The organism is Jiangella muralis (assembly GCF_001270745.1).
GTDB lineage: Bacteria > Actinomycetota > Actinomycetes > Jiangellales > Jiangellaceae > Jiangella > Jiangella muralis.
This window is the reverse complement of record NZ_LFXL01000032.1, coordinates 48,551-69,331: the sequence shown is the minus strand read 5'-3', so window position 1 is coordinate 69,331 and position 20,781 is coordinate 48,551. Positions and strand designations below refer to the sequence as shown.

Annotated in this window: 15 protein-coding genes; 6 read left to right on the top strand and 9 right to left on the bottom strand. The window is 73.1% G+C overall.

Features of this window, described 5'->3' with window-relative positions; genetic code table 11:
* Positions 1-6 precede the first annotated feature (6 nt).
* Positions 7-1,164, bottom strand: coding sequence for a xylose isomerase (gene xylA / locus ACW62_RS25425; RefSeq protein WP_053206912.1), 1,158 nt, complete (start codon positions 1,162-1,164; stop codon positions 7-9).
* Positions 1,165-1,334: 170 nt separating this feature from the next.
* Between xylA and ACW62_RS25420 the strand changes: the two genes are divergently transcribed.
* Positions 1,335-2,246 (top strand): fumarylacetoacetate hydrolase family protein, encoded by a 912-nt coding sequence (locus ACW62_RS25420; RefSeq protein ID WP_053206911.1) that lies wholly within the window; start codon positions 1,335-1,337, stop codon positions 2,244-2,246.
* Complete coding sequence (locus ACW62_RS25415) at positions 2,243-3,238, top strand: LacI family DNA-binding transcriptional regulator (protein WP_053206910.1); 996 nt, start codon at positions 2,243-2,245, stop codon at positions 3,236-3,238. The genes ACW62_RS25420 and ACW62_RS25415 overlap by 4 nt, the downstream gene beginning before the upstream one ends.
* Positions 3,239-4,540: 1,302 nt before the next feature.
* Here ACW62_RS25415 and ACW62_RS25410 read toward each other — a convergent pair.
* Positions 4,541-5,206 (bottom strand): haloacid dehalogenase type II, encoded by a 666-nt coding sequence (locus tag ACW62_RS25410; protein WP_053206909.1) that lies wholly within the window; start codon positions 5,204-5,206, stop codon positions 4,541-4,543.
* Between the two features lie 39 nt (positions 5,207-5,245).
* Here ACW62_RS25410 and ACW62_RS25405 point away from each other — a divergent pair, with 39 nt between their 5' ends.
* Both ACW62_RS25405 and ACW62_RS25400 read left to right on the top strand, forming a co-directional pair.
* On the top strand, positions 5,246-7,903 hold the full coding sequence (locus ACW62_RS25405) for an ATP-binding protein (protein ID WP_205629592.1): 2,658 nt from the start codon (positions 5,246-5,248) through the stop codon (positions 7,901-7,903).
* A gap of 310 nt (positions 7,904-8,213) precedes the next feature.
* A complete protein-coding gene (locus ACW62_RS25400; protein WP_083460159.1) occupies positions 8,214-9,527 on the top strand; it encodes an FAD-binding oxidoreductase in 1,314 nt (437 codons plus the stop codon).
* Here ACW62_RS25400 and ACW62_RS25395 read toward each other — a convergent pair whose 3' ends face one another.
* Positions 9,528-10,511, bottom strand: a complete 984-nt coding sequence (locus ACW62_RS25395) for an o-succinylbenzoate synthase (RefSeq protein ID WP_053206907.1) — start codon at positions 10,509-10,511, stop codon at positions 9,528-9,530. It lies immediately after the preceding gene.
* Positions 10,512-10,566: 55 nt separating this feature from the next.
* Here ACW62_RS25395 and ACW62_RS25390 point away from each other — a divergent pair, with 55 nt between their 5' ends.
* Positions 10,567-11,976, top strand: coding sequence for a lipase maturation factor family protein (locus ACW62_RS25390; RefSeq protein ID WP_053206906.1), 1,410 nt, complete (start codon positions 10,567-10,569; stop codon positions 11,974-11,976).
* 54 nt (positions 11,977-12,030) lie between these two features.
* On the opposite strand, the gene ACW62_RS25385 is transcribed toward ACW62_RS25390, so the two are convergent.
* Positions 12,031-12,318 (bottom strand): WhiB family transcriptional regulator, encoded by a 288-nt coding sequence (locus tag ACW62_RS25385; protein WP_053206905.1) that lies wholly within the window; start codon positions 12,316-12,318, stop codon positions 12,031-12,033.
* A 263-nt stretch (positions 12,319-12,581) separates the two neighbouring features.
* Between ACW62_RS25385 and ACW62_RS25380 the strand changes: the two genes are divergently transcribed.
* A complete protein-coding gene (locus ACW62_RS25380; RefSeq protein WP_169792122.1) occupies positions 12,582-14,987 on the top strand; it encodes a transglycosylase domain-containing protein in 2,406 nt (801 codons plus the stop codon).
* Positions 14,988-15,144: 157 nt separating this feature from the next.
* On the opposite strand, the gene bagB is transcribed toward ACW62_RS25380, so the two are convergent.
* From bagB to ACW62_RS25355, 5 genes are read right to left on the bottom strand one after another with little or no spacing between them, the layout of a single operon-like run.
* On the bottom strand, positions 15,145-16,296 hold the full coding sequence (bagB, locus tag ACW62_RS25375; RefSeq protein ID WP_053206903.1) for an ArsA family ATPase: 1,152 nt from the start codon (positions 16,294-16,296) through the stop codon (positions 15,145-15,147).
* A complete protein-coding gene (gene bagA / locus ACW62_RS35390; RefSeq protein ID WP_053206902.1) occupies positions 16,293-17,270 on the bottom strand; it encodes an ATPase BagA in 978 nt (325 codons plus the stop codon). Before bagA ends, bagB begins: the two co-directional genes overlap by 4 nt.
* A gap of 11 nt (positions 17,271-17,281) precedes the next feature.
* Complete coding sequence (locus ACW62_RS25365) at positions 17,282-18,118, bottom strand: phosphatase PAP2 family protein (RefSeq protein WP_053206901.1); 837 nt, start codon at positions 18,116-18,118, stop codon at positions 17,282-17,284.
* Between the two features lie 21 nt (positions 18,119-18,139).
* Complete coding sequence (locus ACW62_RS25360) at positions 18,140-19,789, bottom strand: ABC transporter permease (protein ID WP_053206900.1); 1,650 nt, start codon at positions 19,787-19,789, stop codon at positions 18,140-18,142.
* Entirely contained in the window at positions 19,786-20,712 is a 927-nt protein-coding gene (locus ACW62_RS25355; protein ID WP_053206899.1) for an ABC transporter ATP-binding protein, read from the bottom strand. Before ACW62_RS25355 ends, ACW62_RS25360 begins: the two co-directional genes overlap by 4 nt.
* Positions 20,713-20,781: the final 69 nt, after the last annotated feature.

The window sequence follows — 20,781 nt, the reverse complement described above, 5'->3', positions numbered from 1 at the left end:
TCGATCTCAGCGCACCCCGTACAAGTAGTCCAGGGCCAGCTGGTCGAGCCGCTCGAAGGCCATGCCGCGCTGCGCCGCCTCCTCAGGGTCGAACGCGTCGGCCCGCAGCGAGTCGACGGTCTCGCCCGGCGCCGCGGTCGGCGTGGCCAACTGGTCCAGCCGGGCCGCGGCCAGCGCCTCCTGGACCTCCGGGTCGGCGCGGAACGCGGCGGTCTTGTCGCGCAGGATCAGGTAGTTGCGCATGCAGCCCGCGGCCGACGCCCAGACGCCGTCCATGTCTTCGGTGCGCGGCGGCTTGAAGTCGAAGTGCCGCGGGCCGTCATAGCCGCCGGACTCGATGACGTCGACGGTCCAGAACGCGCCGCGGGCGTTGCCGGCGCCGAAGCGGAAGTCCTGGTCGTAGCGCGGGCCGGTCTGGCCGTTGAGGTCGATGTGGAAGAGCTTGCCGTGCCACAGCGCCTGGGCGATGCCGTGCGCGTAGTTCATCGAGGCCATCTCCTCATGCCCCACCTCGGGGTTGAGGCCGACCAGCTCGGGGTGCTCGAGCTCGTTGATGAACGCGATGGCGTGGCCGATGGTCGGCAGCAGGATGTCGCCGCGCGGCTCGTTCGGCTTCGGCTCGATGGCGACCCGCAGGTCGTAGCCGCGGTCGAGGATGTACTGGCCGAGGAGGTCGAACGCCTCCTTGTAGCGGTCGAGCGCGGCCCTGATGTCCTTGGCGGCGCCCGACTCGGCGCCCTCGCGGCCGCCCCAGGCGACGAACACCTTCGCGCCCAGCTCGGCGCCGAGGTCGATCTGGTCGGCGGCCTTGCGGACGGCGAAGCGGCGCACGTCGCGGTCGTTGTTGGTGAACCCGCCGTCGCGGAAGACCGGGTGCGAGAACAGGTTCGTGGTGACCATCGGGACCTGCAGGCCGGTCTCGTCGAGGGCCGCGCGGAACGGCTTCAGCGCGGCGTCGCGCTCGGACGGCGACGCGCCGAACGGGATGACGTCGTTGTCGTGGAACGTGATGCCGTAGGCGCCCAGCTCGGCCAGCTTGTGCACGGCGAGCGCGGGGTCGAGCCGCGGCCGGACGGCGCCGCCGAAGACGTCCACGCCCTCCCAGCCGACCGTCCAGAGGCCGAAGGAGAACCTGTCCTCGCGGGTGGGGGTGTAGTCGTTCATGCGGCGGCCTCCAGCCGAAAGTTTCCGGTCGACCTCGCCACATTAGGCCGGGGTCGGCGACGATCGCAAGGGTTGGACGTGGGTTGATGGCGGGCCGTTGACGTGCGTGTGTGACGGTCGTTACCGTGGTCGCGCCGAAACTTTCGGCAGTCGTCGGATGGAGAGTCGCTGTGCTGCTGGTCAGATTCGCCACCCGGTCGTCCCCGGCCGCGAGCGTCGGAGTGCTCGACGGCGACACCGTCACCACGCTCGACGGGGTCGGGTCGCTCGGTGCGCTGTGGCGGCTGCCCCTGGCGTCCTTGCGCTCCGTCGTCGAGGGCGCGTCCGGGCCGGCGTTCCCCGTCGCCGGCGTGTCGCTGCTGCCGCCCGTCGACGACGACACCGAGGTGTGGGCCTGCGGCGTCACGTACAAGGTGTCTGAGGAGGCGCGGGTCGAGGAGAGCGAGCGGGCCGCGTCGGTCTACGAGCAGGTCTACGACGCCGAGCGCCCGGAGCTGTTCTTCAAGTCGGTCGCGTGGCGGGTGGTCGGCGACGGCGAGCCCATCGCCGTCCGCGCCGACTCCCGCCTCGACGTCCCGGAACCCGAGGTCGCGGTCGTCGTCACCGCGCACGGCGAGATCGCCGGGTACACCGTCTGCAACGACGTCTCGTCGCGCACCATCGAGGGCGAGAACCCGCTCTACCTCCCGCAGGCCAAGGCCTACCTCGGCGCGTGCGCCGTCGGCCCCGGCGTCCGGCCGGCGTGGGAGGTACCCGACCCGTACGCGCTGCCGGTGTCCATGTCGATCACCCGGGACGGCGCGGACGACTGGTCCGGCACGGCGAGCACGTCGCAGCTGCGCCGCCGGTTCGACGAGCTGGTGTCGTTCCTGGTGCGTGCCGACGTCTTCCCCGACGGCGCCGTGCTGTCCACCGGCACCTGCCTGGTCCCGGCCGCGCCGTGGACACTGCGGGCCGGCGACGTCGTGCGCATCGAGGCCGGCGGCGTCGGTGCGCTGGCCAACCCCGTCGTCGAAGGCGTCGAGGCGATGTCGTGGCTGGTCGGCGCGCGCGACGACGTCAGGCTGCGTGCGGCGCGGTGACGACCACCCGGGTGACGATCGCGGAGATCGCCCGCGAGGCCGGCGTCTCCGAGGCGACGGTCAGCAAGGTGCTCAACGGCCGGACCGAGGTCGCGCCGGCCACCCGCGCCCGCGTCCAGGACCTGCTCGACGCCCGCGGCTACGAACGTCGTGGCACCCGGGTCGAGGAGCGGACCGGCCTCATCGACCTCGTCATCTCCGAGCTGAACACGCCGTGGTCGATGGACGTGCTGCGCGGGGCCGAGCAGGAGGCGCGCCGGGCCGGCGCCGCCATCGTCGTCACCGCCACCGAGGGCCGCGACGACGCGAGCTGGCTCGACCGCGTCACCGCCCGCCGCTCCGACGGCGTCCTGCTCGCGCTGGCGCCGCTGCCGGCCGGTGGCGCTCGCCGGCTGACCGCGGCCGGCATCCCGTTCGTGCTGGTCGACCCGGTCGGCGGGTTCGACCCCGCCATCCCCACCGTCGGCGTCACGAACTGGGCCGGCGCGCTGGCCGCCACGGAGCACCTGATCGGGCTCGGGCACCGGCGCATCGGCGTCATCACCGGCCCGCCGGAACTGGTCTGCAGCCAGCAGCGGGTCGAGGGCTACCGCGCGGCGCTCGGCCGGGCCGGGCTGCCGTCCGACGACGCGCTGGTCCGCTACGGCGACTTCCGCCCGGGCGGAGGTGCGGCTCAGGCCCGCGCCCTGCTGGACCTGCCCGACCCGCCGACGGCCATCTTCGCCGGCTCGGACCTGCAGGCCACCGGCGTCTACGCCGAGGCGCACCGGCGCGGGCTGCGCCTCCCCGACCACCTCAGCGTCGTCGGCTTCGACGACGTCGCGCTGTGCGAGTGGGTGTCGCCGGCGCTCACCACGGTGCGGCAGCCGCTGATGGAGATGGCCCGCATCGCCATCCGCACCGTCCTCGACCCGCCCGGCACCGACCAGCCGCTGCGGATCGAGCTGGCCACCAGCCTGATCACCCGGGCGAGCACGGCCCCACGCGGCTAGATAATGGGTTCGACTGATCGGGTGGACGTCTCGTCGGCGATGCCGGCTGGCGCGGGTGCGGTGCGTTGGCCGGGCTGCTCGCCGCGTTGGCCGTTGTGCGGCAGTGGGCCGTCCCCCTGCTGCCCATTTTCTTTAGCCGCGCACGTGCGCCTCAAGCGGACTTGTGGGGCGATTCGCGCCGGCGAAGGTCCGTTTGACCCGCACGCGCGCGGCCAAGTACGGGCAGCTATCAGGGGGACGGGGGAAGTGCGGGCACAGCCCGCCCGGTGCACCGTTTGGTCGTCCTCGATTCCCGCCATCGTCTTCGATGGCGGGAGTCGTGTTACGGGTGCCGTTGGACGATTCTGGCTATCGAAGACGGCCCAGATCGTCGACGTCACTCGCGTGGGGAGCACGTCACCCGCCGCAGCGCCGGATGAGCGTCGTCTTCGGCGGCCATGCGGTGCTTTCGCGGGTGAGGTGCATCCGGCGCGGGTGAAGCCGTGCCGCTACCCCACGGCGGTGGCGGCCACAGCTGGCCGGGACCAAGGCAGCGGGCATCGAGGTGTGCCCAGTCTTTCCCCGTCCCCCTGATAGGTGCCCGTTCTTGGCCGCGGGACCGCGGGTCAAGCGGACCCCGCCCGCGCGAAGCGCCCATGGGTCCGCTTGAGGCGTGGTCACGCGGCTGAGAAAATGGGCGCCAGGGGGACGGCCAACGTGCGGACCACGGCGAACGGCACGGAACCCGGCGCACGGCCGGCCGGCCAACGCGAGCCCGGCCGACCGAGTAGACCGGCGCGAAGACCGGCCGGCCGACCGCGGTCCCTCCCGGCAGCAACGGCCGCGGTTGGGCGCGCACCATCGATGGGTGAGATTGCCGTCCCCGGCGACGGTGGCCTCACCCCGCGTACGACCGCTGAAGATCAATCGGACTCACTCAGCCAGCGAGGTTGGCCTCGGACCGCCGAACCGGTGGGTGAGGTACGCAAACGGGCGGAACCGTGGCCGCGCGTCCCCTTTGCGCGATCCCCACGCCACTGTGTGAGATCGCTGCGCCAGGTGGGGTGGATCACTGTTGCTCTGACGACAGCAACGCCACCCAGCAAGCACAGTGATCCCACCCAGTGACGCGCTCGGGGCGCACAGTCGCCGCCGAGATGGATGTGAGATCGCTGCGGAAACGACGCGGCATCACTGTCGCGGACACGACAGCGTTCTCACATCGATCACGCAGCCATCCCACACCGTTGCGCCGGGCCGGCGAGGCGCCGCCACCGGCTTCAAACTCGGCTCAAGTGTCGGAGTTTCGGAGACCAAGCGGAGCTAGGCGCCCAGCTGGGTCGCGAGGTCGTCCAGGCCGGTCGCGGTCAGGTCGAAGGAATCCGAGGGCGCGGGCGGGTCGCCGACCGGGCGGGCCACGTAGGCGGTGCGCATGCCGACGGCCTGGGCGCCGCGCAGGTCCCAGGCGTGGGCGGCGACCATGAGCAGGCGCTCCGGCGCGGCGCCGGTGGCCCTGATCGCCAGCCGATACACCTCGGGGTCGGGCTTGTAGGTCCGGACGTCCTCGCCGGAGAGCAGCTGGTGCCAGCGCAGCCCGGCGTGCGCGCTGATGCGGGTCAGCGCTGCCGGGCTGGCGTTCGACAGGCCGATGACGGGGTACCGGGCGGCGAGGCGGTCCAGCGCGGCGACGGAGTCGGGCCACGGCTCCAGCCGGAGCGCGTCGGCCGCGACGGCGTCGGCGCCGTCGGCGGTTCCGGTCGCGGCGGCGGCCGCCTCGCCGTCGATGACGGTGCTGGCGGCGTACGGCCGGCGGCCTGCGACGATCTCGCGCTGCTGCTCGTCGACGTGTACGGCCCACCGGTCGGCGGCCGCCGCGTCGTCGGCGTCGGGTCGTGCCGTGCGGAGGGCCCGCCGGATACCGCCGGGCTCGTCGACCATGGTGCCGAGGATGTCGAAGACGATCGCCTCGATGTCGGGGTGCGGCGTCATCTCCCCGACTCTATGGGGCGGCTGCGCCACAATGGCCGGGTGGCGGCTCCGGAGATCTCGGCGCGCGAGGCTGAGGTGCTCGCGGCGCTCGGCGAGCACCTGACGAACGCCGAGATCGCCGCCCGGTTCGTCATCTCCGTGCGCACCGTCGAGAGCCACGTGTCGGCGCTGCTGCGCAAGTTCGGCGCGAGCGACCGGCGCGCGCTGGCCGCGCTGGCGCCGTCCGTGGTGTCGGCCGGTGCCGCCGCGCCGGCGCTGCCCGCGCCGCTGACTTCGTTCGTCGGGCGGGAGGCCGAGCGGGCCGCGCTGCTGTCCGCCGTCACGGAGCAGCGGCTGGTGGTGGCGGTCGGCCCCGGCGGCGTCGGGAAGACCCGGCTCGCGCTGGCCGTCGCGGCCGACGTTGCGGACCGGTTCTCCGGCGGCGCCTGGTACACCGACCTCGTCCCCGTGCCCGACGGCGACGCGGTCCCGGCCGCGGTCGCGGCGGCGCTGGGCCTGGGCGAGCAGCCCGGCCGCGGCGTGCCGGAGACGGTGGCCGGGTGGGCCCGCGGGCGGTCCGCGCTGCTCGTCCTGGACAACTGCGAGCACCTGCTCGACGGCGTCGCCGGGTTCGTCGAGCCGCTGCTGGCCGCGGCGCCCGGGCTGACGGTGCTGGCGACCAGCCGGTCGCGGCTGCTGCTGCCGTTCGAGTGGGTGGTGCCGGTCGGCGGCCTCGGTGCCGACGCGGTGACGCTGTTCGGTGCGCGGGCGCGGGCGGCCGGTGCCCCGCTGCCGTCCGGGTCGGAGGCGCGCGTGGCGGCGATCTGCGCGGCGCTCGACGGGAACCCGCTGGCGATCGAACTGGCCGCGGCCCGGCTGCCGGCCGTCGGGCTGGACGGGCTGGAGAGCGGGCTGGGCGACCGGCTCCGGCTGCTCGACGGCGCGCGCCGCGGCGGCGGGCGGCACGGGTCGCTGCGGTCGGCGCTGGACTGGAGCCACGACCTCCTCGACGAGTCCGGGCGGACGGTGCTGCGGCGGGTGTCGGTGTTCGCGGCGCCGTTCCGCGCCGCCGATGCCGCCGCGGTGGCCGGGGGCTCCGCCGCGGTGCTGGCCGCCCTGGCCGACGACAGCCTGCTGGTGCCCGTGGCCGGCGGGGACGGGACGCGGTACCAGGCGCTGGAGACGATCCGGCAGTACGGCGCGGAGCTGCTCGCCGACGCCGGTGAGACGGCGCAGGTGCACGAGGCGCACCTGCGTTGGTGCACCGCCGAGGGGACCGCGCTGCTGGCCGCGGACCCGGCCACCTCCGGCTGGCGCGCTCACGTCGATCGTCTCGCCGACGACCTGCACGCGGCCCTCGCCTGGATCGTCACCCACGATGGCCCGTCGGCCGCGGAGACGGCGCTGCTCGTCGGCCGGTTGTGTCACCGGCGCGGGCTGCCGGCGGAGGCGCAGCGCCGGTTCGAGCAGGCCGCCGCGCTCACCCCGGACGGCGCCGCCGCGGCCGCCGCGCTGCGGCTGGCAGCCGGGTCGGCGCGGTCCCGGCTGGCCGGCGCCGACGCCCTGCGGCTGCACCTCGCCGCCGCCGAGGCCGCGCAGGGCGCCGGCGATCACGTCCTCGCCGCCCACCAGTACGCCCACGCCGCCGAGCTGGTGCACCGCTCCGCCGGCATCCTGGCCGAGGTCCCGCCCGCCGCGACCGCCGCCGGCTGGCTGGCCACCGCCCGGACGCTCGCCGACGATCCCGGCACCCGGGCCCGCTGCGCCGTCGTCGAGGCGTTCGCCGCCGTCGACGACCAGCCGGGCGCCGTCGCCTCCACAGAGCGGGCGATCGAGCTGGCCCGCGAGAGCGGCGACCCGGTCGTCGAGAGCGCCGCCCTCGACCAGCTGACCGGCCTGCGCCTCGCCCGCGGCGAGGCCCGCGCCGCCCTGGAGAGCGCGCTGCGCCGGACCGCCCTGCTGGCCGGTCCGCCCGACCCGGAGTTGGGCTTCGAGCTGTCCGACGCCTACGGGATGGCGGCGGAGTCGGCGATCGCGGCGGGCGACCTCCGGCAGGCCCGGCAGGCCGCCGAGACGCTGCGCGACCTGCCGTCGCAGCGCGAGGTGGCGCACGCCGGCGCCGCCCGGCTGATCGTCGTCATGGTGCTGACGGGCGACTGGGCCGAGGCGGTCGGCGTCGGTGAGCTGTTCCGGGAGAGCTGGGAGCGGGCCGGGCGGCCGCGCATCCCGTCGCTACGCCGGGTCGCGGCCGCGCTCGGCGCCGTGCACGGTGCCCGCGGCGACGCCGCCGTACAGGCCGTCTGGCGCGACGTCGAGGTGGGCATCGGCTCGGCCGAGCGGCGGCCGCACGACCAGCGTTCCGTCGAGAGCTTCTTCGCCGCCCTCGAGGCGCTGCACCTGGACCGCCCGGCCGACGCGGTCGCCGTCCTGCACCGTCCGCCGGAGGAGTTCCGCAGCTGGTTCGAGCTGATCTGGCGACCCTGGTACGCGGCGCTCTGGGCGGAGGCCGCCGTGCTGGCCGAGCTACCCGACGCCGGTGAGCGGATCGCCCGCGCCCGCCCGTTCACCACCGACAACGTCGTCGCGGCCGCGATCGTCGACCGCGCCGCCGCGCTGGCCGCCGGCGACCGCGACGGCGTCCTCGCGGCCGCCGAGACGCTCGACGCGGCCGCCTGCCGCTACCAGTGGGAGCGCAGCCTGCTGCTAGGGGGTGGCTGACGGATCTTCGGCGGCGCGGATCGGCGTCCAGGAACCGACCAGCTGCGTTGTCGTCGTCGGTCGATGGCACCGCATCGACCTCCTCCTCCGCCTTGCTGGACCGGCCCCTGGACGCCGCCCGCATCCACCAATATCCGTCAGCCACCCCCTAGCCCACTGAGCGCTTTCCGTGGTCGATCCGTGCTCTCCACGGATGTCCGGACCCACCTCGCGGGCCGATCGTGAAGTCATCGCAAAAAAGTTCGCCGCGGATGTCGAGAACTCGCCACAGGCATCGACGTACCGGGTGAGACGCCCAGAGGAGACGACGATGACCATCACGATCCAGCACCAGCAGACCACCGCCGCCACCGCCCTGCGCGGCGCCATCGCGGGCACGGTCCACGAGCCGGGCGACGCCGGGTACGACGCGCACCGCAAGCCGCTGCTGCCCACGCTCGACCCGCGGCCGGATGTCGTCGTCGAGGCGCGGTCGACGGCGGACGTGCAGGCCGCGGTGCGTGCGGCCCGCGAGCACGGGCTGCCGTTCTCGGTCCAGGCGACCGGCCACGGCACCTACGTCCCCAACGACGACGGGCTGCTGCTGAAGACGACGGCGATGTCGTCGGTCTTCGTCGACCCGGCCCGGCAGGTCGTCCGCGTGCGTCCCGGCACGGTGTGGGGCGACGTGCTGGCCGCGACCCGGCCGTTCGGGCTGGCGCCGCTGTCCGGCTCGTCGCCGGCGGTGGGCGTCACCGGCTACACGCTCGGCGGCGGCATGGGCTGGCTGGCCCGCAAGCACGGCTTCGCCGCGGACAGCGTCCTCTCCGCCGACATCGTGACCGCGGACGGCGAGCTGCTCACCGTCGGCCCCGACCGGCACCCGGACCTGTTCTGGGCGATCCGCGGCGGTGGCGGCGGCTTCGGCGTCGTGACGTCGCTGGAGTTCCGGGTCTACCCGGTGGCGCAGGTCTACGGCGGCATCTCGTGGTTCGACGTGTCCCGCGCCGGCGACGCGCTGCGGGTCTACCGCGACTGGGCCGCCGCCGCGCCGGACGAGATGAGCTCGGCCGTCGTGCTGACGACCATCCCGGACGTCGAGGCGATGCCGGCCGAACTGCGCGGCCGCCGCGCGCTCGGCGTCAAGGCCCTCTACACCGGCCGCGCCGACGACGCCGAGCGGCTGCTCCGTCCGCTGCGGCTGGCCGCCGGTCCGGCGCTGGTCGACGGCTACCGGAGCATGGAGTACGCCGACGCCGCGATGGGCGGCACCCCGGCCCGGTTCTTCGACTTTCTCCCGGCCGTCGGCGACGAGGTCGTCGACACCGTGGTCGCGGCGGCCGAGGCCGGCTCGGCGGTGGAGATCCGCAACTACGGCGGCGCCACCGCCCGTCCCGGACCTGACGCCGGTCCGGTCAGCCACCGCGGCGTGCCGTTCAGCGTCATCCTCGACCGGCCGACGCCCGAGTTCGTGGACCGGCTGCGCCCGCACGGCATCGGCGGCGCGTTCCTCAACTTCCTCGCCGACACCACCCGGACGTCGGCCGCCTACACCCCGGCCGACTACGCCCGGCTGTGCACCGTCAAGGCGGCCTACGACCCGGACGGCTTCTTCGGCCAGGGCCACGCCGCCCTCGGGGGATGATCAGCCCGGCCCGGCCAGCGCCCGGACCCCCGACAGCCGGTTCCGCCACCACCGCTCCCGTTCTGGGTCGGGGTGGCGGAACTCGGCTGCCTTCTCCGGGTCTGGTGACGGCGGGACCGGCGGGACGGGGAGCGACCCGCCCACGGGCCGCAGGCTGACGCCGTCGCCGACCAGGTCGCCGGTGAACAGCGAGAGGGTGCCGAGCCCGCAGGCATAGGGAAGGGACGGCAGCGCCGCCGCGAGCGCCAGCTGGCCGGCCAGCCCGACGCTGGTCTCCAGCGCCGACGACACGACGCACGGCAGGCCGGCCGCCTCGGCGACCCGCAGCGCCCGCCGCACCCCGCCCAGCGGCGTCCCCTTGATGACGGCGATGTCGGCGGCGCCCGCGACGGCGACGCGGAGCGGGTCGTCGGCGCGGCGGATCGACTCGTCGGCCGCGATGGGCACGTCCACCGCCCGCCGCACCGCCGCCAGCTCGTCCAGTGTCCGGCACGGCTGCTCCGCGTACTCCAGCCCACCCGCCGCCCCATCCAGCAGCCGCAGCGACCGCACCGCCGTCGCCACGTCCCACGCCGCGTTGGCGTCGACCCGGACCCGTCCCGCCGGACCCAGCGCCGCGCGTACCGCCTCGACCCGGGCCACGTCCTCGGCCAGGGAGTCCGCGTGGTCGGCGACCTTCACCTTCGCCGTCGTGCACCCCGACGCCGCGACCAGCTCGTGCGCCCGCTCCGGACCGACCGCCGGGACCGTGCAGTTCACCGGGATCCGCGAGCGCACCGGCGCCGGCGGCGGCCGCGTCGCCTGCTCGACGGCGGCCAGCAGCCAGGGCACGGACTCGGCGTCGTCGTAGTCGGCGAACGGGCAGAACTCGCCCCAGCCGGCCGGGCCCTCGATCAGCATGCCCTCGCGGACGGTGATGCCGCGGAACCGGGTGCGCAGCGGGATCGCGTAGACCAGCGCGCCCGCGAAGTCGAGGTCGGCCACGCGTCCATGCTGCCAGGGGTTTGACCGGCCCGTCGCCGGGCATCCCTACGGTGACATGGACTGGTTCTCCGCCGAGGGCTACTGGCTGAGCCGGCTGGTGTTCCAGCGGGCTCTGGCCGTCGTGTACCTGCTGGCGTTCGTCGGTGCCGTCCGCCAGTTCCGGGCTCTGATCGGCGAGCACGGCCTGACGCCGGTGCCGCGCTACGTGGCGCGGGTGCCGTTCCGGCGGGCGCCGAGCCTGTTCCAGTGGCACTACTCCGACCGCTTCTTCGCCGCCGTCGGGTGGCTGGGCGTGGCGTGGTCGGCCGGGCTGGCGCTCGGGCTGGCCGACGGCCTGCCGGTGTGGGCGAACCTGCTCGCCTGGGCGGTGCCGTGGGCGTTGTACCTGTCGATCGTGCAGGTGGGGCAGGTCTGGTACGGCTTCGGCTGGGAGTCGCTGCTGTGCGAGGCCGGGTTCCTGGCGATCTTCCTCGGGCCGGCGGACCTGGCGCCGCCGCTGCTGGTGCTGGTCGCGCTGTGGTGGGTGCTGTTCCGGCTGGAGTTCGGCGCCGGGCTGATCAAGCTACGCGGCGACCGCTGCTGGCGCGACCTGACCTGCCTGTACTACCACCACGAGACGCAGCCGCTGCCGAACCCGCTGAGCTGGTGGTTCCACCGGCTGCCGCGGTGGGCGCACCGAGCGGAGGCGGCGGCGAACCACGTCACCCAGCTGGTCGTCCCGTTCCTGCTGTTCGCGCCGCAGCCGGTGCGCAGCGTCGCCGCCGTCGTCGTCATCTTGACGCAGGGCTGGCTGCTGCTGAGCGGCAACTTCGCCTGGCTCAACGTGCTGACGATGGTGGTGGCGACGACGGCGGCCGGCGGCGGGCTGTGGGGCGCACTGCTGCCGGTCGACGCGCCGGCCGGGCTGGACGACCCGCCCGCCTGGTACGCCGTCGCCGTCGTCGCGCTGGCCGCGGTGCTGGCGGTGCTGAGCTACTGGCCGGTGCGGAACCTGCTCTCCCGCGGGCAGGTGATGAACACCAGCTTCAACCCGCTGCTGCTGGCGAACACGTACGGCGCGTTCGGCAGCATCACGCGGGTCCGGCGCGAGATCGTCATCGAGGGGACCGCCGACCCGGTGCCCGGCCCGGACACCGTCTGGCAGGAGTACGGGTTCCGCGCCAAGCCGGGCGACGTGCGGCGGCGGCCGCCGCAGGTGGCGCCGTACCATCTGCGGCTGGACTGGCTGATGTGGTTCGCCGCGATCTCGCCGGGCTACGCCCAGCCGTGGTTCCCGGCGCTGCTGGCGAAACTGCGCGACAACGACCCGGACCTGGTGGCGCTGCTGCGGCACAACCCGTTCCCGCACCTGCCGCCCGCGCACGTGCGGGTGAGGCTCTACCGGTACCGGTTCACCGACCGGCGGGAACGCCGCGACACCGGCGCGTGGTGGCACCGGACGCTCGTCGGCGACTACCGGGCCTGAACATACGCTGGCCCCGGGCTCGACGCCCGGGGCCTCAGCGTTCTGTGAGTGGTGTCAGCCCGCCTTGACGGCGTAATCGTCGCGTGCGGCCTCGAGCAGCCCACGCCACGAGTCGACCTCGGGCCGACGGCGGAGGAGGGCGCGCCGCTCTCGCTCCGTCATGCCGCCCCAGATGCCGAACTCAGTGCGGTTGTCCAGCGCGTCGGCCAGGCACTCGGTGCGCACTGGGCAGCCGAGGCACACCGCCTTGGCCCGGTTCTGCGCCGCGCCCTGCACGAACAGCTCGTCTGGCTCGCTGCTCCGGCACGCCGCCAGGCTGGTCCAGTCATCGATCCACGTCATCCGGCTGTCACCCCCGTCAACTCGGTGAACACACCAAACCCTCTCTAGTTCACCCCGATGACGTGACGCTATGCAAACACGAGGGTCATGACCAGACCCTGATTGACCGAAACTAATATCAACCGGTTGGCCGATGGTGGGGGCCGCGAAACTCTGGTACTTCACGGCGCGCGGACACTCGGTGAGAGCCAGTGTGGCATAAGCACGTAAGCTTGCCGTCCATGGCGATACGTCCCTCGGCCGTGGTAGCCACGGTACGCCGTGTGCTCCTTGTTGCGGGCGTCGCTGCGCTATGCGGCGTCCTGCTCGCTGGCCTTGCCCTGCCCGTGGTCGCGGGCCTGGGCCTCACCGCGCGTGAGAGTGCCGACACCTTCGCCGCCATGCCGGCCGACCTCGAGCCCGGCCCCATGGCCCAGACGTCGTACATGTACGACGCCGACGGCCAGCAGCTGGCCACCTTCTTCGAGGAGAACCGCGTCCAGATCGGGCTCGACGCCATCTCGCCGATCATGAAGGACGCCATCCTCGCCATCGAGGACGACCGCTTCTACGAGCGCGGCCCCATCGACATCCAGGGCACGCTGCGCGCCCTGCTGCGTAACGTCGAGGCCGGCTCCACCCAGGGCGGTGGCTCCACGCTCACCCAGCAGTACGTCAAGCAGGTGCGCGTCTCGCAGGCCACCACGCCCGAGGAGGTCCAGGAGGTCCAGGCCGCTTCCGGCACCAAGGGCTACCGCCGGAAGCTGGAAGAGCTGCGCATGGCCGTCCAGGTCGAGCAGGAGCTCAGCAAGGACGAGATCCTCTCGCGCTACCTCAACATCGCCTTCTTCGGCGCCCGCTCGTACGGCATCGAGGCGGCGGCGCGCACGTACTTCTCCACCTCGGCCGCCGAGCTGACGCTGCCGCAGGCGGCGCTGCTGGCCGGCATCGTCCAGCAACCGAACGCCTACGACCCCACCAACGACCCCGAGGCCGCGCTCGGCCGCCGCAACGTCGTCCTCAACCGCATGGCCGCCACCGGGCGCATCACCGAGCAGGAGGCCGCCGAGGCACGCGCGACCGACCTCGGGCTGGTCCTCAGCGCCACGCCCAACGGCTGCGTGTCGGCCGACGCCGGCTACTTCTGCGACTACGTGCGCCAGGAGTTGCTCACCATGCCGGAGCTCGGTGAGACCCGCGACGATCGTGCGGCCATGCTCGAGCGCGGCGGCCTGCGGGTCGAGACCACCCTCAGCCAGGCCGCGCAGCAGGCGGCCCAGGCCGCGGTCTCCGACCGCATCGCGCCCACCGACACCGCCATCGGCTCGCTGGCCACGGTGCAGCCCAACAACGGCTACATCCGGGCCATGACCAACTCCCGCACCTATGGCGTCGAGGGCGACGGCGTCAGCAATATCAACTACGCCGTCGACGAGGTCATGGGCGGCGGCAACGGCATGCAGCCGGGATCCAGCATGAAGACCTTCGTGCTCGCGGCCGCCATCGACCAAGGCATCCCGCTCAACACCTCGATCAACTCCCCGCCGTCGGTCAGTCTGCGTGTGAACTCCTTCAGCACCTGCGACGGCCGCATCCGCAGCAGCGAGACCTGGTCGCCGAAGAACTCCACCGGCAGTGGCACGTTCAACTTGCGCACCGGCACCGAGCGCTCGGTCAACACCTTCTTCGCCCAGCTCGAGCAGCGCACCGGGCTGTGCCTGCCGGTCACGATCGCGCAGGGCGCCGGCATCATGCGTGCCGACCTCGACGAGAACGGCGAGGTGCAGCCGCTGAGCCAGGTGCCGTCGTTCACCCTGGGCGCCAACGAGGTGTCGCCGCTGTCCATGGCGGCGGGCTACGCGATGTTCGCCAACCGCGGCGCGCACTGCCCGACCACGTCCGTCGTCCGGGTCACCGACGCCGCCGGCAACGTCCTGGTCGACCACACCCAGCCGACCTGCGAGCAGGTCGTCAAGCCCGAGGTCGCCGACGCCGTCAACTCGGTCCTGCAGGGTGTCGTCCACAACCCCGGCGCCACCGGCAACAAGATGCGCCTCGCCGACGGCCGCATCGCCGCCGGCAAGACCGGTACGACGAACGGCGCCATCGCGGTCTGGTTCGTCGGCTACACGCCGCAGCTGTCCACCGCCGTGGCCGTCGCCGACGTCGACGGCAAGCTGCAATCGCTCGACGGCCGCACCTTCAACGGCGAGGAGATCCCCGAGGCATGCGGTGGCTGCATCCCCGGTCCCATCTGGAAGTCGATGATGGACCGCGCGCTCGACGGCGCCGAGAAGGTCTCGTTCACCGCGCCTGACCCCGAGACCATCCAGGGCGTCACCGTCCCGGTGCCCGACGTGCGCGGCATGGGCTCCGACGAGGCCATCCAGACGCTCCAGGAGGCGGGCCTCAGCGCCTCGGTGGCCGGCGAGGTGAACTCGGACTTACAGGAAGGCCTCGTCGTCAGCACCGAACCTGGTGCCGGCGCCGAGGTCGGCTCGGGTTCGAGCATCGCGATCACGGTCAGCAACGGCGAGCCGGAAGAGCCCTCTGACGACTTCACCGCCGGCGTGCCCACCGAACCGCCGGTCTTCGGCGACGAAGACGGTGAAGGCGGCGGCGAGGATGGCTGGCGCGACGGATTCACCCCCGGCGAGCTGTTGCCGGGCGAGGTCGAACCGGCGCAGTAGCGCGACCGGCAGCCGCGGCAGGCGCCCGTCATGGCCACCGGGACGATACGAGCCCTAGGCCGGGTCCTGGCGGGCCTCCTGATCGCCCTGATCCTGCTCGTCGCGACGTTCGTCGGCGTGGTCCGGTATCAGTGGCGGCAGGACAGCGGCGGCGCCGTCAGCGGGCGTCGAAGAGGGCACCGATCTGGCGTAGGCCGTCGAGGTCGTGGATGTCGCCGGCCAGGGCGGGGATGCGGGTGACCGGGACGTCCGGGTGCGCCCCGCTGAACCGTTCGCCGATCCGCTCGTCGCGGGCGGCCAGCTTGAGGCGGTCGGCGTGCAGGCGCAGCAGGGCCGCCGTCAGCGCGTGCGAGCCGGACGACTCCAGCCGCTCGGCCGCGGCGACCGCCTGCTCCGCGCCGATGCCCGCCGCGTCGGAGGCGTGCACCCGGTTGAGCAGGAGGCCGGCCAGCGGCATCGCGTCGCGGCCGAGGCGGTCGACGAAGTAGGACGCCTCGCGCAGGGCGTCGTGCTCGGGGGCCGCGACGACGACGAAGGCCGTCTCCGGGCGCTTGAGCAGCGCGTACGTCTGCTCCGCCCGCTCGCGGAAACCGCCGAACATGGTGTCGAGCGCGTTGACGAAGGTGGACACGTCCCGCAGCAACTCGCCGCCGAGGATCTTGGTGAGCGCCGACGTGACGACGTTGAACCCGGCGTGCAGCAGCTTGAGGTACGTCCGCCCGCCGGCCCGCGCCGTGCCGCCGAGCAGCCGGATCAGCCGTCCGTCGAGGAACGAGCCGAGCCGCTCCGGCGCGTCGAGGAAGTCCAGCGCCGACCGCGCCGGCGGGGTGTCGACGACGATGAGGTCCCAGTCGGCCCGGGCCCGCAGCTGGCCCAGCTTCTCCATCGCCATGTACTCCTGCGTCCCCGCGAACGACGACGACAGCGCCTGGTAGAACGGGTTGGCCAGGATCTGCTTGGCGCGGTCCGGCGTGGTGTGTTCCTCGACCACCTCGTCGAACGTGCGCTTCATGTCCAGCATCATCGCGTCGAGACTGCCGCCGGCCGCACCGTCGACCCCCTTGACGGCGCGTGGGGTGTTGTCGAGCTCGGACAGCCCCATCGACTGCGCCAGCCGCCGCGCCGGGTCGATGGTCAGGACGACGGCCTTGCGGCCCCGCTCGGCGGCGCGCAGCGCGATGGCCGCCGCCGTCGTGGTCTTGCCGACGCCGCCGGAGCCGCAGGTGACGACGATGCGGATGCGGCGGTCGTCGATCAGGCGGTCGACGTCGAAGTGCGGCGGCTTGGCGGCCCGTGGTCCGGGGTTCACACGGCACCCTGCTCGGCCAGCGTGTCGGCCAGCTCGTAGAGGGCGGTGGGGTCGACGCCGTCGGCGACGCGCGGCAGCTCGTAGACGGGCCGGCCGAGGTCGTCGACCAGCGCGCGTTGCGTCTTCTCGAGCGCCGCGCGCTCGGCGTGGTCGGCGGCCTCGCCGGTGAGCAGGCCGACGACGGCGTCGGTGGCGGGCAGCCCGGCCGCGCGCAGCCCGGCCAGCACCTCGTCGTGGTCGAGCCGGCGGCGACGGGCGGCGGGAAGCGACCGCGCGGCGAGGTGCGGCGGCCGGACCTGGTTGACGATGACGGCGCCCACCGGAATATGCGCGGCCTCCAACTGGGCGACGGCGTCGGCGGTCTCCTGCACGGGCATGTCCTCGAGCAGCGTCACGACGTGCACGGCCGTGCGCGGGCTGTGGATGAGGTCGGTGATGGAGTTGGCCTGCCGGTTGATCGGGCCGACCCGGGCCAGCGACGACACCGACGTGGTGACGTCGAGGAACCGGACCACCCGGCCGGTGGGCGGCGCGTCGAGCACGACGGCGTCGTAGGCGAAGTGGTCGCCGGTGCGCCGCCGGGTCGCCTCGTATGCCTTGCCGGTGAGCAGGACGTCGCGCAGGCCCGGCGCGATGGTGGTGGCGAAGTCGACGAAGCCGAGCTTGTCGAGCGCGCGGCCGGCCCGGCCCAGCCGGTAGAACATCGTGAGGTACTCGTGCATGGCCTCGCGGGCGTCGATGGCCAGCGCGTACACCTCACCACCGCCGGACGCGGAGGCCACCCGCTGCTCCTCGTACGCCAGTGGCGGCACGTCGAACAGCTGGGCCAGGCCCTGCCGCTCCTCGACCTCGGCGATGAGCACGCGGCGGCCGCCGGCCGCCAGCGCCATGGCCAGTGCCCCCGCCACGGTCGTCTTGCCGGTGCCACCTTTCCCGGTGACGACGTGCAGCCGCACGCCCTCCCAGTCGCCCATACCCCCAGAGCCTACGGAACCGCGGGGACGTGCTGCGTGAAGGTTCGGATCGAGCGGCCGTGCAGCAGCCGCTGCAGCCCGAACCCGGCCGCCAGCGTGAGCCAGCCGCCGACCGCGTCGAGCACGTAGTGGTTGCCGGTGGCCGTGATGACCAGCACCGTGGCCAGCGGATACAGCACGCCGAGGACGCGCAGCCACTTCCTCCGGGCGAACATGAACAGGGTGATGCCGCACCACATCGACCAGCCGGCGTGCATGGACGGCATGGCGGCGTACTGGTTCGACAGGCTCTGCAGGTCGCCGGACGTCAGCGCGCCGACGGTCTGGTGGATGGCGACGGTGTCGTAGAACGTGCCGGACGGCAGCAGCCGCGGCGGCGCGAGCGGGAACAGGTAGTACCCGAACAGCGCCAGGACGGTGGTGAACGCCAGCACCGTGCGGGACGCCCGGTAGCGGCCGGGATGGCAGACGAACAGCCAGATCAGCACCGCACCGGTGACCACGAAGTGCAGGGACACGTAGAAGTAGTTGACGGTGACGGTCAGCCACTGCACGGCGTGCACGGTGTGGTTCAGCCAGAGCTCGAAGTCGATGCTCATGCTCTGCTCGGTGTCCCAGATGCGGACGCTGTTGGCCACGGCCCGCGCGCGGTCATCGGGCACACTGTTGCGGATGACGGAGTACACCGCGTAGACCACGGCGAGGACGCCGAGCTCGACGATGAGGATGGGGCGTCGCGGTGTGCGGATGTGGCGCACTACCCATCGGAACAGCTCGGACGGGGTGCGCGGACGGGCCGACGCGGGCGTCTCCCGCGCCGGCTCGTCCACGAGCGACGGATGTGCCACCCTGGTTCCCCCAGTACCGGTTCAGGTCGTCGTCAGGTCACGCCGGCGGAAGCCGAGCAGACCTATCCAGACAAGGGCGACCGCTAGCACACCCATTATGACAACCGCTACCGTGCCGAGGTCTCCTCCTGGAAGAGTAGATGCGGCGTGGAAGGGCGAGATCTTCGTCACCCAGTCGGGGAACTGGAAGAATCCGCCCAGCACACCGACCACGACGCCGAAGGTCAGCACCACCCAGCCGAGGTGCACCAGCTGAGGTGCCCACCCGAACAGCGCGACGACGATCGCGATCACCAGCCAGATGCCCACGACGTGCGCCAGCGCGGCCCCGAACAGCTTGCCGACCATGCTGCCGTCGTCGAGCGCGATGGCCCCCGTGATGCCCAGGCCGAGCCCGCCCACCAGCATGAGCAGCAGGCTGCCGCCGAGCGCGACGATCAGGTGACTGGCCGCGAACCGGGTGCGCGAGACCGCCGTGGCCAGCACCGGTTCGGCGCGGCCGGAGGTCTCCTCGCCGCGCAGCCGCAGCAGCGACGCCAGGCCGTAGGCGGTCGCGAGCAGGGCCATCATCATCACGACCATGGCCATGAAGCCGTCGATCAGGCTGCCGGCGTCGCCCAGGAAGTCCTGGATGCTGGAGTTGTCGGAGACGAACTCCTCGATCGACGGGGCGAGGCTCCCGTAGGCGACCCCGAACACCAGCAGGCCCACCGCCCAGCCGATGAGGCCGCCGCGCTGCAGCCGGACGGCCAGGCCAAGCGGCGACGACAGGTTCCTCCCGGCGCGCGGGCTGCCCGGGCTCGGCTGCACCAGGCCGGCGCCGACGTCGCGGCGGCTGGTGGTGGCGTAGGTGACGGCCATCAGGATGACGGTGAGGGCGACCGAGAGCAGCAGCGGCCACCAGCGGTCGTCGACGTAGACCCGGGTGCGCTGCGCCCAGCCGATGGGCGACAGCCAGGACAGCCACTCGGTGCCGACGTCGCCGATGGCGCGCAGCGCGAACGCCACGCCCAGCGCGGCGGCGGCGAGCCCCGTGGCGGCCCGGGCGTGCTCGGTGACCTGCGCCGTGAGCGCGCCGACGCCGGTGAAGACGAGGCCGACCGAGGCGACGGCGGCCCCGAACAGCAGCGAGCTGGACGTGGACAGCTCGTCCAGGGCGCTCGGCATCAGCAGGCCGAGCAGCAGGCCGATCAGCAGGTTCGCCCCGGCCGCGACCGTGAACGCGGCCGTGGTGCAGGCATGCCGGCCGAGGACTCCGGCCCGGAGCAGCTCGGTGCGGCCGGTCTCCTCCTCGGCCCGGAGGTGCCGGACCATCAGCAGGATGCTCATCAGTGCCATGGTGATGGCGACGAAACCGAGCAGCTCGTTCGCCGTCATGGCGCCGAACGTGTAGTTGTCGGTGCCGTACGCGGGCCCGGTCAGGGCGATGGTGGCGGGGTTGTCGAGCAGGTCGGCGCGGGCCTGGCGGTCGGCCGCCGTCGGGTAGGTCTCGGTGAAGGATGGCAGGCTGCCGACGACGCCGAGGATGATGGCGCCGATCCAGATGGGCAGCCGGACGCGGTCGCGGCGCAGGATGAACCGGATCATCGTCGCCGTGCCGGTGAGCGTGGACCCGCCTTGACGCCGCTGGGCGGCGTGCTGGTGGGGCCGCTCGGCGGTGGTGACGCTCACGACGGGGCACCCGCCTCGGCCGTGACGCCCTCGGCGGCCAGCTCGTCGCCGTAGTGGCGCAGGAACAGCTCTTCCAGCGTGGGCGGCTGGCTGGTCAGGGTCTGGATGCCGAACCCGCTCAGGTGCCGGACGGCCCCGTCGAGCTTGGCGGTGTCGACGTCGAAGGTGACGCGGTGGTCCTCGACGACGAGGTCGTGGATGCCGGGCAGCTGGTCGATGCCGGTGACGGACCGCTCGGTCTCGGCGTGGATGGACGTGCGGGTGAGGTGGCGCAGCTCGGCCAGCGTGCCGCTCTCGACGATCTTTCCGGTGCGGATGATGCTGACGCGGTCGCACAGCTTCTCGACCTCGGCCAGGATGTGGCTGGACAGCAGCACCGTCTTGCCGTCGTCCTTCCACTCGTCGATGCAGTCCTGGAACACGGACTCCATCAGCGGGTCGAGGCCGGACGTGGGCTCGTCGAGGATGAGCAGCTCGACGTCGGAGGCGAGCGCCGCGACCAGCGCGACCTTCTGCCGGTTGCCCTTCGAGTAGGTGCGGCCCTTCTTCGTGGGGTCGAGGTCGAACCGCTCGAGGAGGTTCTGACGGCGCTTCTCCTCCAGTCCGCCGCGGAGCCGGCCGAGCAGGTCGATGGCCTCGCCGCCGGTGAGGTTGGGCCAGAGGTTCACGTCGCCCGGGACGTAGGCCAGCCGCCGGTGCAGCGAGACGGCGTCGTCCCAGGGGTCGCCGCCGAGCAGCCGTGCGGTGCCGGAGTCGGCCCGCAGCAGCCCCAGCAGGACGCGGATCGTCGTCGACTTGCCGGCCCCGTTGGGGCCGAGGAAACCGTGGACCTCGCCGGTGGAGACCCGAAGGTCGAGCCCGTCGAGGGCGCGGACCGTCCCGAAGGTCTTCACGACGCCGGCGACGTCGATCGCAGTTGTCATGCTGGCGACACTACACACTCTTCACAGTTTTGTGAATTGATTTAAGTCCGTTATGGTCGGGTGCACAGG